Annotated in this window: 15 protein-coding genes; 3 read left to right on the top strand and 12 right to left on the bottom strand. The window is 31.0% G+C overall.

What is annotated here, in order from left to right; translation table 11 throughout:
• Positions 1 to 13 precede the first annotated feature (13 nt).
• The 3 genes from KPL55_RS14910 to KPL55_RS14900 form a co-directional block, all read right to left on the bottom strand.
• Complete coding sequence (locus KPL55_RS14910; protein WP_216307533.1) at positions 14 to 673, bottom strand: hypothetical protein; 660 nt, start codon at positions 671 to 673, stop codon at positions 14 to 16.
• A gap of 66 nt (positions 674 to 739) precedes the next feature.
• Positions 740 to 1,627, bottom strand: coding sequence for a YegS/Rv2252/BmrU family lipid kinase (locus tag KPL55_RS14905; RefSeq protein ID WP_216307532.1), 888 nt, complete (start codon positions 1,625 to 1,627; stop codon positions 740 to 742).
• A gap of 132 nt (positions 1,628 to 1,759) precedes the next feature.
• Complete coding sequence (locus KPL55_RS14900; protein ID WP_216307531.1) at positions 1,760 to 2,191, bottom strand: CBS domain-containing protein; 432 nt, start codon at positions 2,189 to 2,191, stop codon at positions 1,760 to 1,762.
• Between the two features lie 265 nt (positions 2,192 to 2,456).
• Between KPL55_RS14900 and pssA the strand changes: the two genes are divergently transcribed.
• A complete protein-coding gene (gene pssA, locus KPL55_RS14895) occupies positions 2,457 to 2,969 on the top strand; it encodes a CDP-diacylglycerol--serine O-phosphatidyltransferase (protein ID WP_216307530.1) in 513 nt (170 codons plus the stop codon).
• A gap of 7 nt (positions 2,970 to 2,976) precedes the next feature.
• Here pssA and KPL55_RS14890 read toward each other — a convergent pair whose 3' ends face one another.
• The 8 genes from KPL55_RS14890 to KPL55_RS14855 form a co-directional block, all read right to left on the bottom strand.
• Positions 2,977 to 3,417, bottom strand: a complete 441-nt coding sequence (locus tag KPL55_RS14890; RefSeq protein WP_312887308.1) for a hydrogenase maturation protease — start codon at positions 3,415 to 3,417, stop codon at positions 2,977 to 2,979.
• A 33-nt stretch (positions 3,418 to 3,450) separates the two neighbouring features.
• Positions 3,451 to 4,122: a hydrogenase nickel incorporation protein HypB gene (hypB, locus tag KPL55_RS14885; protein WP_216307528.1), complete on the bottom strand. Its 672-nt coding sequence runs from the start codon at positions 4,120 to 4,122 to the stop codon at positions 3,451 to 3,453.
• A 41-nt stretch (positions 4,123 to 4,163) separates the two neighbouring features.
• Positions 4,164 to 5,564, bottom strand: a complete 1,401-nt coding sequence (locus tag KPL55_RS14880) for a nickel-dependent hydrogenase large subunit (RefSeq protein WP_216307527.1) — start codon at positions 5,562 to 5,564, stop codon at positions 4,164 to 4,166.
• A 68-nt stretch (positions 5,565 to 5,632) separates the two neighbouring features.
• Complete coding sequence (locus KPL55_RS14875) at positions 5,633 to 6,466, bottom strand: hydrogenase small subunit (RefSeq protein WP_216307526.1); 834 nt, start codon at positions 6,464 to 6,466, stop codon at positions 5,633 to 5,635.
• Positions 6,467 to 6,500: 34 nt separating this feature from the next.
• A complete protein-coding gene (gene hypB / locus KPL55_RS14870) occupies positions 6,501 to 7,169 on the bottom strand; it encodes a hydrogenase nickel incorporation protein HypB (RefSeq protein WP_216307525.1) in 669 nt (222 codons plus the stop codon).
• A gap of 3 nt (positions 7,170 to 7,172) precedes the next feature.
• The gene (gene hypA, locus KPL55_RS14865) at positions 7,173 to 7,514 is read right to left on the bottom strand and encodes a hydrogenase maturation nickel metallochaperone HypA (RefSeq protein ID WP_216307524.1); all 342 of its coding nucleotides are present in this window, start codon (positions 7,512 to 7,514) and stop codon (positions 7,173 to 7,175) included.
• Between the two features lie 194 nt (positions 7,515 to 7,708).
• Positions 7,709 to 8,845, bottom strand: a complete 1,137-nt coding sequence (locus KPL55_RS14860) for an O-antigen ligase family protein (protein WP_216307523.1) — start codon at positions 8,843 to 8,845, stop codon at positions 7,709 to 7,711.
• A gap of 76 nt (positions 8,846 to 8,921) precedes the next feature.
• Positions 8,922 to 9,599, bottom strand: coding sequence for a DedA family protein (locus KPL55_RS14855; protein WP_216307522.1), 678 nt, complete (start codon positions 9,597 to 9,599; stop codon positions 8,922 to 8,924).
• 200 nt (positions 9,600 to 9,799) lie between these two features.
• Between KPL55_RS14855 and KPL55_RS14850 the strand changes: the two genes are divergently transcribed.
• Positions 9,800 to 11,542, top strand: coding sequence for an ABC transporter ATP-binding protein (locus KPL55_RS14850; protein WP_216307521.1), 1,743 nt, complete (start codon positions 9,800 to 9,802; stop codon positions 11,540 to 11,542).
• Complete coding sequence (locus KPL55_RS14845; protein ID WP_216307520.1) at positions 11,532 to 13,277, top strand: ABC transporter ATP-binding protein; 1,746 nt, start codon at positions 11,532 to 11,534, stop codon at positions 13,275 to 13,277. The genes KPL55_RS14850 and KPL55_RS14845 overlap by 11 nt, the downstream gene beginning before the upstream one ends.
• A 39-nt stretch (positions 13,278 to 13,316) precedes the next feature.
• Here KPL55_RS14845 and cbiM read toward each other — a convergent pair whose 3' ends face one another.
• Complete coding sequence (gene cbiM / locus KPL55_RS14840) at positions 13,317 to 14,342, bottom strand: cobalt transporter CbiM (RefSeq protein WP_216307519.1); 1,026 nt, start codon at positions 14,340 to 14,342, stop codon at positions 13,317 to 13,319.
• Positions 14,343 to 14,395 lie beyond the last annotated feature (53 nt).

Here is a 14,395-nt window from a genome sequence, read left to right as displayed (position 1 = left end):
TGTGTATGTTTTTTTAGTTCTTTATTTTTTTACTGCTTCTTCTTTTAAATTTAATTAGCCCATAATTAATAGTAATAATCCAAGAAATATCCCCCATCACAAGCCATTCGAAACCAGGGTTTGTAGAGGTTAAAATCACTGATAATAATGTAATACAAGAAGCTATTATTACCATTATATCACCTAATTTATTTGAAAATGATGTATTAAAGAGTTCTATACCCTTTATAACAAAAATCGAATTTATTATAAGCAGAGTAACATAGAAATAATCTTTAAATTGTAATTCTATAGTGTATCCACAGATGTTTGATATATTTATATTTGAAGTCGATTTATATACAACAACTCCATAAACTAGAAATAAAATAGCACATATAAATAAAATTTTCTCTAGTTTGATTTTATTGTTTTTAGCAAAAATCATAATTGAAATAACACCACATATCGGTAAACATAAAAAATTTGTATACACTCCAAATTTTAATAAATATAAATAATTTAGATTTTTTACAACAAAAAGGATTATTAGAGCTATGTATCTAGCAATCATTAAAATTAAAGCTATAACACTTATTATCTTAATTTTTCTAGGCGCATAAAACAAACTAGAAATTAAACCTTGATATAATAATAAACCCATTATTAATAAGAGTAAAAAATATATACTCATTAATATACTCTCCCTAAAATTGTTACTATTAATATTTATTAATTAATCTTTGAAAATATGCTTAATTTATTTTATGTTAGCTCCTAATATGGATAAACCACCTTTTTCACATTTTATAGTAAGCGGGAAATCTGGTCCTCTTTCACCGTCTATATCCGTAACAATATCCTCAAAACATTCTATTTCTAATCTATTAGTCTTAAAATAAACAATTCCATCTACATTTTCTAGATGCTCATTTCTAAGCATTCTTATAAAAATATTTAAAATATTTTTCATGACTCCAGCTTTAATTATAATTACATCTAAAAGACCATCATCGACCTTGGCGTTATATGCAAATTTTAGATTTCCTGCAGTTTGTCCATTAAACACTAACATTAAATACATGTCACCATCAAAAAAAACTTCATCAGAAGTAACTTTTATTTTTAATTTTCTAAAATTGGGTAATTGCTCTATACCTTTTACATAATACGCCAATTTTCCAATAGTATTTTTCAAATTGGTATCCATATTTTGAGATATATCAGTAAATAACCCTGTACTAGCTACATTCAAAAAATATTTGTCATTTATTTTTCCTATATCTACTTTTTTCACTTCACTTTTTAATATTTGATTACATGCTTCATAAACATCGTGAGGCATTCCTATATAGTTTGCGAAATCATTTGCAGTACCTGCTGGAAGGATAGCTATAGGTAAATCGATATTCCTTTTTTTCATCTCATTTAATACACTATCTACCGTTCCGTCTCCACCTGCTATTAAAATGTATCTATAACTTTTATCTATGTCCTCAAAGGCATCTGATATAGGATATTCATTGCATATTCTATAAGGCACTATTGTATGCTCATATTTTTGATGAATCATTATTATTGTATCTAAATCTGATGCTATAGTGTTTTCTCCAGAATATGGGTTGTAAATAAATTTCACCTTATTCATATTATTCTCTCCTATTCCCCGTTCAAATTATTATATTAATAATATAATATAAACAGCTCATTTTTGTACATTATACCTCTTTAAAAATAAATCCACAAGATTGCCTTTTCTTGTGGATTTTCACATAATAACTTAACTATTGTGACAAGATGGGATGGAAATCTCGCCAAGTGCTTGCGTTGTTTCCTCTCTTAGATTTGGTTCTAGTGCTAAATCTCCAAGAGAAAGCATACCAACTAACTTATTGCTTGAAGTTATTGGAATTCTTCTTATTTGCCTTTCGCTCATAATTCTAGCAGCTTCATTAACATCAATATCGCAATCACCAATTACTGGGTTCGAAGTCATAATTCCTCGAACTTTTTGTGTTTTTATATCTTTCCCCTCTGCTGCACATCTAAGTATTATATCTCTATCCGTTACAATGCCTACTACGCCTCTGTCCTCTGTGTTTACAGGAATTGATCCTATATTGTACTCCTTCATAAGCTCAGCTGCTCGCTCCACTGTATCATCTACCGATAAGCTTATAACATCTCTAGTCATTATTTCCGAAACCTTCATAATATATATCCTCCTCATTATTACTGATATAATTTTTCTTTAAAGTTAATTCATTATTTTTTTATTTTAACCATAAATAAAAATTAATATTAGTATTTGTTTATTTTATTTGTTTTTCTTTGAAGACTTGGAAATAAAAATATGTTTTAGACCCTTAAATATTCATCTAAAATGATGTATACTTATAGAGATGCTTTTATAAAATATATATTAATATTATATTTAAATTCATAATGAAATTTTATTATTTTAGGAGTGATGTTTAGTGAAAAAGTCTTCAATACCAAATATTCTTACTTTTGGAAATTTAGTTTTCGGCTTATTGTCCTTATTAATGACTTTTCAGGCTAATTACAAAATATCTGTAGTTTTTATATTATTAGCTGCTCTTATGGATAGATATGATGGCCAATTAGCACGATTTTTACAAGTATCTAGCAGTTTAGGAAAAGAATTAGATTCATTAGCTGACCTAGTATCTTTTGGCGTTGCACCTTCATTGCTAATGTTTAATTTATATAATTTTATGTCTTTAGGTTATTTGGGTTATATTTGTTTTTTAATTTTCCCTGTAGCTGGTGCTTATAGACTAGCAAGATATAATAACTCTGAATTTAATAATGTTTACACTGGTATTCCTATTACACTTGCTGGTATGCTCATAGCACTGTACGCCTTAGCAACTTTAAATTCACCTCATAACTTTCCACTTACTATTATTATAATATTTAGTCTTTCTTACCTTATGATAAGTAAAGTCCAAATTAAAAAAGTATGATAAGTAACTAGACATATAAAATAAAACTCAATATCTTCTTAGATATAAAATTTATTTTCCCCTGTAAAATATGGCTTAACCCAATATTTATATTTATGTCTGCGATTTCTATTCCTATAAAATAACCCTTAATATTCATTTTGTATACATTAATTAAATCTATTAACCCTAAGGAGTGAATAGATTTATTCTTCCCTCTATTCATTTTCATATCATCCAATCTTTTAAAAGTTAACGTGCCTGGAGTATTCCCATAATACGTTGAATCAATAATATAAAATATGTCTACCTCATTTAATTCCGAATAGCAGAAATCTACATCTGTTTCTCCTATAATAGTTTCTATACCTTTAGCCTGTAGGAAATTTTCAATTTTTTCTAAAATCAAAATTGCTACTGCATCATCCATCATTAACCTATTACCTATAGCAATAACTTTTTTACCAATATTAAAACACCCTCTTTATATAAATAAAACCTGTCATAAACAGACTTTATTTATTAATTTCTTTTTTTTCTTTACACATTCCAGAATCCATAAACATAGTTCATCTATCCCTTCATTTGATAAACATGATGTTTTAAAAATATTTGCCTTGTCATTTATTATTTTAATATCTTTATAAAACTCTTCTTCATTAAAATCCGTGAAATTAATTAAATCAATCTTATTTAAAATAACAGCTGTACTTTTTTTAAACATCAGTGGGTATTTTAAAGGTTTACCATTACCTTGGTCAACGCTAAGAACACAAATCTTTATATCCTCACCAATATCAAATTGTGCTGGAATTGTCAAACACCCCACATTTTCTATAACAATAAGATCTATCTCTCTTAAATCAAAATTTAATGAAGCCTCTCTTACCATTCCTCCATCTAAATAACAAGGTCCCGCTGTATCTATTTGTACCACGGGGACTCCCATGGCTTGAATTCTTTTTGAATCCTTAGTTGTATATATATCCCCCTCAATTATTCCCATATTTAATTTTTTTCTAAGTTTCGGTATCAACCTTTCAAGTATAGATGTTTTGCCAGACCCTGGAGCGCTCATTAAATTTATAACAAATATGCCCTCTTCATCGAAAAGACTTTTATTCTCCATATGGATTTCCTCATTAGTATTTAACATATTAATACTAATATTCATTCACTCTTCTCCTTCTATTTCATGTAAATATAGGTAATGTTTTAAGTAATATTTATATAATAAGGCTCGCCGTACTCAGTGTTAACATGGGTAGCACAGGATATACAAGGATCAAAAGACCTTACTATGCGACCTATCTCCACAGGATTTTTAAGATTTTGAATTTCAGTACCAATGAGAGCACTCTCAAGTGGTCCATGCCTGCCCTTTTCGTCTATCGGTGATAAATTCCAAGCGGTCGGTGTAACTATATCACAATTCTTTATAACGCCTTTTTCTATAGTAGTCCAGTGCCCAAGAGCTCCACGTACAGCATCACAAAGACCTACCCCCTGTGCGCTATCTGGAATAATAAATTTTTCCTGAACTGCTGGTATAGGCTCTATGGAATCAAGTATTAAAAACATTTTTTCACAAAGTTTTTTTCCCTCTAGTACCCTCGCCATTAGCCTATCCATGGTGGATATACTATTTTTATAAGAACCTGATAAAATCATGCGAGCAAGCGGCCCAACCTGCACAACACCTCCTTTATACCTAGGTGCTTTGATAAATGTATAAGCTCCTGGCTTTTTAATATCTGTTTCAGATGGATAATTTGCTGGCACTTCACTAGTTTTAGAGTCTTTATACCAAGAAAATGTTGAACTCTCCGTTATTGCCTTTGGATCTAAAGTAGCTACCTCACCGTCAATATAACTTGAAGGCAAAACATATTGCATATTTTTATTATTTAAATCATGAAATAAACCATAAGTTAAAAGATTTTTTGTCCCACCGCCAATTTTAAAATACTCTGGATAATAATTAGCTATAATATTTATGTCGTACACCATATTTTCGCACATAAATCCGCTGATGGAACTAAGAATAGATTTCATCCTTATAATTTTAGATGCATCCATGTTTGCTGTTGTTCCACCAACAAATACACCATGATTATGTGGTGCTTTGCCACCTATAAGCGCTATGATTTCGTGAGCAAGCCGACTACATTCTATTGCCTTTATATAGTCTTTATTAATTGTTTGCGTATGATTTTTAGAAAGTCTAAAATCATAATCTGAATTTCCTGGAGTAGCTGCTATATCTACATAATCTGGGAATACAAAAATACAAATTTGCCTTATGATGTTTTGAAGGAAATCAGCTCCATTTGCAAAATTTCTAATTTTTACTCCGTTTTCATTTGGTATTACTTTAAGTGCATCTTCTAGTGCTAAACTTGCTACGAGTCCATGTGACGTCGAACATATACCACATATTCTTTGCGTAAAATATACAGCATCTAATGGTGGCCGTCCTATTAGCATCTTTTCAAACCCTCTAAACTGTATTCCACTACTTTTAGCATCTACTATTTTATTTTTTTTAATTTCTACTTCAATACTTAAAGGTCCCATTATTCTAGTTATAGGGTCTATAGTTATTTTTGTAGTCAAAACACTCACCTCCCCATTGAATAAATTTTAATATCAATTATTACCTATCTAATAGTTCGTAATCCTACTTAGTATTTAACAAAAGGCTTTGTACCGTCCGGAAAAAATTCACTAGCGCATCCTATGCAAGGAGTGTTAGCCTCTACCGGCCAATTAATTCTCGAATTCCATAATCCAAGTGGACAATATGCCTTTGTAATAGGACCCTTGCATCCAACCTTTATCATGCACTCTTTTTCTCCTAACTTGTCTGCAAATACTTTATTATCAAAATACGAGCGTCTTGGACAATTAGTATGGTTGCTTTCTTTAAAAAACATTGTTGGACGTCCTTTTTCATCTATTTCAACCTTTTTATGAAGAATAATGCTAGCTATAGTTCCCATTACCCACAGTGGATTTGAAGGGCAACCCGGAATATTTATTACATCACGTCCAAGGAACTTCCCTAAACTTAAACATCCAGTTGGATTAGGACTAGCTGCAGATATTCCTCCAAATGAAGCACAAGTTCCAATGGCTATTATTGCTTTTGCATTTGGGGATGCTAACTTAATAGCTTCTGCTGTAGATATTCGCCTACCTTTATATGTTGCAAATATATTATAAAAACCATCATCCATATCGGTTATGGCGCCTTCAACTCCTAATATAAAGTCAGTATTTAAAATTTCCAAGAATTTTTCATATGCAACTTCGCCTTCTTCTTGCATAAGGCTAGGGCTAAATTTTAGTTCAACCATTTCTTTCTGGAAATAAAGAACATCTGGCTGATCTGCATTAAGAAAAGAAATTATATTTCCCATGCAACCATTCGCCTCTATCCATATAAAATTAATTTTTTTAGCCTCTCCTCTTTGAATTTTATCAATAGCATTTTTTATAAGTTTTCTTTCATGCAAAATATCCCCTCCTAAATCTAAAAATATTATCCATTTATTTAAAATTCATCTTTTTATTTTCTATTTTTCTAATTAACCAAAAACATATTTCATCTATCCCCTGATTTTTAACACATGATGTCTCAAATGTATCCACATTAGCATTTAGAGATTTTATATCTCTATAGAACTCTTCTTTGTCAAAGTCAGTAAATTCTATTAAATCTAGTTTGTTTAAAATAATAACCCCACTTTTTTCAAACATTAGTGGGTATTTAAGTGGTTTATCATTGCCTTCCGTGGTACTTAAAATGCAAATTTTTATATCTTCACCAATTTCAAATTCTGCGGGACAAACTAGATTACCTACATTTTCGATTACTAGCAAATCAATCTTATCAAGAGTTAATGTTTTTAATGCATTTTTTATCATCTCTGCGTCAAGGTGACACGCTCCCCCTGTGTTGATTTGAACCACTGGAACGCCTTGAGCCTCTATTCGCATCGCATCTTTCGTGGTATAAATGTCTCCTTCAATTACAGCAATATTTATATCATTTTTAAGCTTAGCTATTAATCGTTCAAGTAGCGAAGTTTTACCTGATCCTGGTGAGCTCATTAAATTTATTACATAAATACCTTTTTCGTCTAGTAATTTTTTATTTATAAGTGTTATCTCATCGTTTCTTTGAAGTATGTTCATAACTATTTTTATTTCACTCATATTTTAATCTCCTTCGATTGTATTTACATAAAGCTCATATCCACTAATAATGCTTAAGCAAAACTTATTACATATTGGACAAAGTTTATTAAAATGATCTATCGGGAATTTGCATTTACAATCAGAGCATTCTGCTCTTGCACCGACTTTTTCTATTTTTAAAGTTGAACCTTCAAGTATTGTATCAATTATGCAGATTTCAAATGCAAAGTGTAAACATTCTGCCATTACGCCAGATAACTCACCAATTTTTAAAGATACTTTGTTAACCTTAGTTAAATTGTTTTCATTTGCTTTTTCTGAGACTATTTTGATGACATTTTGAATTATCGAAACTTCATGCATATCTATCTCCTAATTATTTTGTAATTCTTTTTTATTAAGTATATGTTAAATATTTCATTAAAATGTTGATGATGTTTTTTAAATTGTGACTAGCTATCGTGATAAAAGTCTTTTCTACATTGCATAACAATAAAAAAGCACCTAGATAACAGACACGTCTGTATTCTAGATGTTTTTAAATTGACCAACTAATTTTAATTATTATTTTCTATTACAAGAGAACTTATTATAGCGCAGCTAGCTATAAATAATAGCCCAGTTTGCGGTGCAATCATTGTAAAATCAACTAATCCATGCCCGATTATTACGGCTTGAATACCAGCTAGCATTGGAACCAATCTACAATCTCGAGAATGAAGTATTTTTAAACTTTGAAATAAATTAATTTTCATATAAGTATATACACAAAGCCCAACCACCCCAAGAGTTGAAGTAATAGTAATCCAGATATTATGACCATGGTATAACGTTGAGTAATAATAACCTTTCATAAAGTCAGCACCATGCTCTGTAATCCCCATAAGCCCCCAACCTGTAAAAGGCTTAATCTGTATCATTTTTAAACATCCCTTCCATATTCCAAGACGACTAATAAATGATTCATCAAAATCATGTCCAGTTACATTTTTCAAAATCGCAGGTGGCATAAAAGTAACTACAACCGTAAGTATGAATATTGTTATAAACAACCACATATCCTTTTTATTACCCTTAAGAAGATAAAAAATAAATAGTCCAAATAATAGCCCAATAAACGCACCACGTGATCCTGTTAAATACAATGCAATAACAAACAAAAGAGTTGATGTTTGATAAAATATTTTTTTAGTTCTAACTGTAGAGGTGCAAAAATAAAGTCCTACAATAATCATTATAGCAAACCAATTTCCGGCTACATTTGGATTTCCAAATGTACTATATATTCTATTATTAACTACTGGCTGAGATGTAATTCGAAGAAATTTGGACCAAATATTAAATTTAAAATAAACATATATAGCTTTTTCAATAATTCCAAAAACAGCTGAAAATAGTGAAAAATACACTAAATACATATAAAACTTTTCTATATTATTTTCGTTTTCACAATAGTTTTGTATAAAAACACTTACACATAAATACATAAAGAGAGCAAACGATGTAGCAATTGATGTAAAACTATAATTTATTACTCCTACTATTAGAGCCCAAATAAAGAGCAAACAAAGTCCTATATTCCAGTAGTTTTTGTATATGCTTACCTTTCTAAACAAAACCATATAAGTCATATATATTACTGGTATTATGGTCGTATAAGGGGAAATGACTGTTAACAAAACTAAAATAACCATAATAAACCACCTCACCCTATAGTCTACCAAACCCCGTCAAAAATATACGCCTATAGTTATCTTAATATTAGCACTATTAAATATCAGTACTCGCGTCCCCCTCTTCATTGTCCCCATTTGTTTTTCTCTTTTCTTTTATAAATACTATAACTCCTGGCAGTATTGAAACAATAATTATAGCTATTAACATGTATGAAAAATGATTTTTTATAAAAGATAAACTTCCAAAGAAGTAACCCCCACCTAAGAATAAGCTAACCCATAGTCCCCCACCAATCATGTTGTAGGGTATAAATTTCGAATAATTCATTTCACCAATACCTGCAACAAAAGGCGCGAAGGTTCTAATTATAGGAATAAATCTAGCAATCACTATTGTCATTGAGCCATGCTCTTCATAAAATGTCTGTGCTTTTATTATATAATCCTTGTTTATAAACCTAACCTTTTCTTTTGAGAATATCTTTTTACCAATATTTTTGCCAATATAATAATTAGCAGTATCCCCAAGTACTGCTGCTATATATGCTACAATTAGAAGAGTAAATATATTCATTGATCCGATCCCTGCAAGTGCTCCTGCTGCAAATAACATTGAGTCACCTGGCAAAAATGGTGTAATAACCAAACCTGTTTCAATAAATATAATTAAGAAAATAATAACGTATGTTACTACCCCATACTGCTGTATTATTAAAGCTAAATACTTATCAATATGCATTAATCCATTTATAAAGCTCATTAAAATATCCATATTTTTCTCCTTTGATTATTATGAATTTGTGTAAATTTCTCTATGTTTCATATTATAGATATTTAAGATTAAAATGGGATTAAAAAAGCATTATATTTAGCTTAAGAATTGGGATATATTAAAATAAAATAGCGAGGAATTAAAATGAACATTTTAATTCCTTTATACATATAAATAACATAAAGGAGATGATACTTATTATGGCAAAGCTTACGATTAAACCTATGAAACAACCAGATAAAATCATTAATTATTGGAAAAAAGAAAAATTTGTTGTAACATGTATTGTAATATTTGGCTTAACCTTTAATAGTGCAACGATTCTTGGACCAATTTATCAGGGAAAGTTAATTGACTCCATTATTAGCGGTTACGACCTGCGATCTGTAGTAATACTTGCGATTACCTTTATAGCACTTATATCCATAATTCAATTGATGCGCTACTTTAAGCGTTTTTACATAAGACGATTTGCCAATAGTACAAGTGCTACCATGAGGCTTATGATATACAATAACATAATGCATAAAAGCATTGAAAAGTTGGATGAGGAAAACATGGGGGATTTAATGACTAGAGCCATTTCTGATGTTGACCTGTGCGTTGAAGGTATGCGCAAATTCACCACAGAGATATTTGATACTGGTGTACTAATGGCCTCCTATTTCATATCAATGCTTGTCTATGATTTAAAAATAACTATTCTATCTTGCCTTTTTATTCCCGTTGCAATGATGCTTGCTGAAAAACTAAAAAAAATTATTTACAAATATACCATCGCCTATCGCAGCAAAAGCAGCTATGTTGCTAGTATTACTTATGATACCATTGAGAATGCAATGTTATATCGTGCAAACGGCATGGAAGATCAAAATCTAGTCAAATATAATATTGAATTAGAAGACTTGCAAAATAAGGCTATTAAATCTAACATCTTAGAAAATTCCATGCAGCCAATTTATAATGTTATTGCAATGCTCGGAATAATAACGGTAATTTACCTTGGAGCTACGAATGTAATTAATGGTGGATGGACTGTAGGTAACTTTTCCACTTATCTTATTATGTTCGCCGCTATAGCAACTAAGGCAAGTAAAGCAGCTAATTTATTTAATTCTGTGCAAAAATCACAAATATCATGGAAACGTATTAAGCCATATCTTTCGTTATACCAAAGCAAAAATACCACAACCAACATCCATATGGATAATACAAAAATTTCAGTAAACAATTTTAGTTTTTGTTATCCAGAGGGTAAAGAGAATATATTAAAAAATATTAGTTTTGAAGGAAATCAAGGAGAAATCATAGGTGTCACTGGGTCTATTGCATCTGGTAAATCTACACTTGGTTTATCGCTCCTTGGATTGTATCCTTATATCGGCAGTATTAAGATCGATGACAAAGAGCTTAATACATACTCTGAATATGAGCGAAGCCATATGATCTCTTATCTCGGTCATAATCCTCAATTACTAACTGACAGCATTTATAACAATATAACCCTTGGAAATGGTAAAGACATTTCTTCTGTTTTAAAGGATGTTTGCTTCGATACTGATTTATCATCGATGCCTCTTGGAGAAAGCACATTAGTTGGTAACAGTGGAACTAGGCTAAGTGGCGGTCAACAATCAAGGATATCACTTGCAAGAACCCTAATAAACAAAAGCAAAATTATAGTTCTAGATGATCCATTTTCAGCAGTCGATATGAAAACGGAACAAGAAATAATTAAAAACATTAAAAATAATTATCAAAACAGTCTAATTATACTAATTTCACACCGCTTAACTATTTTTAGTGAAATTAACCAAATTATCTATCTCCACAAAGATAAAACAGTAGATTATGGTTCTCATAGTGAACTGATTAAAAGCTCTGAGGTTTATAAATCAATCTTTAATCTACAATCTACTGGAGGTGACACCTATGAGAAGTAGTCTAGTAAAAAATTCTATTATTAAAGTTATGAAGAAAAACATAAAAATTGATGTGTTATTGATTTTTGCTATTTGTGGTGTTGTTATAGCAAGTTTAATCCCTCCTCAAATTTTAAAATATATTGTAGATCATATCCTTGTACCTAAAGCCAGTGATAAACTACTTAACTTAGCAATTATTTATATGGGCGTACTACTCTTTATTGGTATCTTTGATTTTATGAAAAATACTGTACTTACCGTTCTAGGTCAAAAAATAACCAAAGAAATTCGACTTGAAATGATGGAAAAGTTAAAAAAAATAAATGCCATGTTCTTTTCCTCAAATGGTACCGGTACAATTGTTTCAAGATTTACCAATGATGTAGATTCAATAAGTTCCATGTTTACAAGTGGAATTATCGGAATGATGATTGATTGCCTCAAAGTTGTAGGAATCGTTGCTTCTATCTGGACATTCAGTACAAAGCTTGGAACTTTCACTTTATTTTTATTGCCTATTATTTATGTTATTACTAGAGTTTTTCAAAAGAAAATGCTAAATGCTCAAATAGAAAATCGAATTTTAGTTGGCAAGGTAAATAATCATATTTCAGAAAGTTTAAAAAATATACAAATGATTAAATCCTACAGTAAAGAAAGCTATATGGAAAAGAACTATTCAAATTATTTGTTAGATAACTATAAAACCATAGAAAAAGTAAATTTTTATGATTCTGTATTTTCTCCAATAATCCAGCTTACTCGTGCTTTAGTAATTGGCTTAATTGTACTACTGTCCTCAAGACAACTAAACTATTTGGGTATATCACTAGGTATGGTCGCTGCCTCTATTGAGTTAATCTCTAATCTATTTACTCCTATAGAAAATCTTGGCATGGAGCTTCAAAACATTCAGCAGGCAGTGTCTGGCATCCATAGAGTAAATGACTTTTATAACTTGCCTGAAGACCAATGCTCGCTTAGCAATCTTAAAGCAGAGGATATTATTCCAAGTCGCGCTGATATAAGACTATCCTTTAATGATGTGTCTTTTCAATATGAAAAAGGTGCTGATATTTTAAAAAACATTAGTCTTCATTTAAATCCTCGTGAAAAGGTTACATTTGTAGGAAGAACGGGTGTAGGAAAATCAACATTGTTCAAACTTGCTATGGGGTTTTTAAAGCCCTCAAATGGAAGTATCACCATAAATGGCATTGATGTTTATAACATATCAAACTCTGAAAAACGTAAAATGTTCGGATATGTTAACCAAAGCTTTCATATGATTAACGGAACAGTGGCTGATCAAATTAGTCTGCAAGATGAGAACATTAAAAAGAATCAAATTGAAAATGCACTAGAATTTGTGGGACTAACAGATTATGTAGTGGCTCTCGAAAATGGTATCGATACGGAGGTCACTAGTGATTCACTTTTTTCACAAGGTCAAAAGCAGCTCCTTGCAATTGCAAGAGCAATTGTGACAGATCCGCCTATACTATTACTTGACGAAATCACTGCAAATCTTGATTCTATTACAGAGAAAAAGTTTATATCAGTCCTCCAAAAGGCAAGTCATGCCCATACAATATTATCTATAACTCACCGCTTATCATCTATGATTGACTGTGACACTGTTGCTATATTAGAAGATGGCATGGTTAAAAATGTGTGCTCGCCTGAAATGCTTTTGAAAAATGATGATTGGTATAGAAGTCATATTGAACTCGAGAAGTTAAAATGGAACTAAACTCTTTAATGTTTTTTTAGTATCTCATTTTTCAACTGTTTATAAATATCTTCTTTTACTCAGAAAACTAATAACTGCAGTTATCGTAAGTATTATTACTAGAGCAGTAATTGCACAAAATATATAACCTAAAGATGAATTAACCAAAGTACTCTTGACCCCGGGCACAGAATAATTTGGAAACAATGCTTTCCATTTATCGCCAAACTTATTCATTCCCTCTGGAATAAAGCCAATCTTTGATTTTATTTCATCGCCAGACCATTCTCCATAGGCATTTCCCTGAGTTAATAGTCCGAGAGGAGCAAAAATTATTAAAGCGATTAAAACATGAAAGTACTTCTTTAACCCACCTATAACCTGCAAACTCTCAACCTCTGATTTTTTAGGTGGATAAATCTTAAGCATAGCGGGATTTGATTTTTGCATATATTTAACTACAAATCCTGTTACCACGGCTTCCAAGGGGCCTGCTACAATAATATGAGCAAACATCATAGCTGGCACGGCTTGCATCAGATTGTATGGTGCGTACAATGGAGTTCCATCAAGTTTATGAAATAATAATGGTTGAAGTCCAAGTTCTATTCCAGCACATAAGGCTGAAATACTCATAGCAACATATCCTGCTATGATTGATCCAATAAATCTGCGCCTTGAAGAAATTTTAGAATTTCCAGCTATTAACTTATATATATAATAACTCACAAAAGGAATCACAAATGCCATATTGAATATATTAGCACCAAGCGTCAAAATACCACCATCACCAAAGAAAAATGCTTGAATTATGAGTGCAATACTTACCCCTACAGTGGCAGCCCAAGGACCCAAAACGATTGCTAAAATTGTAGCTCCAACTGCATGTGCTGAAGTACCATCGGGTATAGGCACGTTATACATCATAATTGTAAATGAGAAAGCTGCTCCAATTGCTAGTAGTGGAACTTGCTTGTCCTTTAACGTCTTTTTTAGTTTTGCTGCTGCAGTCCCCATTACAGGAACCATAACAGCTCCCATTATTGCACAAGTTTGGGGACTTAAATATCCATCAGGTATGTGCATAATATCTCCTCCTAAAATTTAAATGTTATTGGATTGGCCTATTCGTTTACTAT

It is taken from the genome of Clostridium lacusfryxellense (assembly GCF_018861735.1).
GTDB lineage: Bacteria > Bacillota > Clostridia > Clostridiales > Clostridiaceae > Clostridium_AD > Clostridium_AD lacusfryxellense.
This window is presented reverse-complemented; position numbering and strand designations above follow the sequence as displayed.

Bases quoted from the DNA above. Each gene is read 5' to 3' on its own strand.
- KPL55_RS14910 (WP_216307533.1), bottom strand. From the start codon at position 673: ATGAGTATATATTTTTTACTCTTATTAATAATGGGTTTATTATTATAT.
- KPL55_RS14905 (WP_216307532.1), bottom strand. From the start codon at position 1,627: ATGAATAAGGTGAAATTTATTTACAACCCATATTCTGGAGAAAACACT.
- KPL55_RS14900 (WP_216307531.1), bottom strand. From the start codon at position 2,191: ATGAAGGTTTCGGAAATAATGACTAGAGATGTTATAAGCTTATCGGTA.
- hypB (WP_216307528.1), bottom strand. From the start codon at position 4,122: ATGAATATTAGTATTAATATGTTAAATACTAATGAGGAAATCCATATG.
- hypB (WP_216307525.1), bottom strand. From the start codon at position 7,169: ATGAGTGAAATAAAAATAGTTATGAACATACTTCAAAGAAACGATGAG.
- hypA (WP_216307524.1), bottom strand. From the start codon at position 7,514: ATGCATGAAGTTTCGATAATTCAAAATGTCATCAAAATAGTCTCAGAA.
- KPL55_RS14860 (WP_216307523.1), bottom strand. From the start codon at position 8,845: ATGGTTATTTTAGTTTTGTTAACAGTCATTTCCCCTTATACGACCATA.
- KPL55_RS14855 (WP_216307522.1), bottom strand. From the start codon at position 9,599: ATGGATATTTTAATGAGCTTTATAAATGGATTAATGCATATTGATAAG.
- KPL55_RS14850 (WP_216307521.1), top strand. From the start codon at position 9,800: ATGGCAAAGCTTACGATTAAACCTATGAAACAACCAGATAAAATCATT.
- KPL55_RS14845 (WP_216307520.1), top strand. From the start codon at position 11,532: ATGAGAAGTAGTCTAGTAAAAAATTCTATTATTAAAGTTATGAAGAAA.
- cbiM (WP_216307519.1), bottom strand. From the start codon at position 14,342: ATGCACATACCTGATGGATATTTAAGTCCCCAAACTTGTGCAATAATG.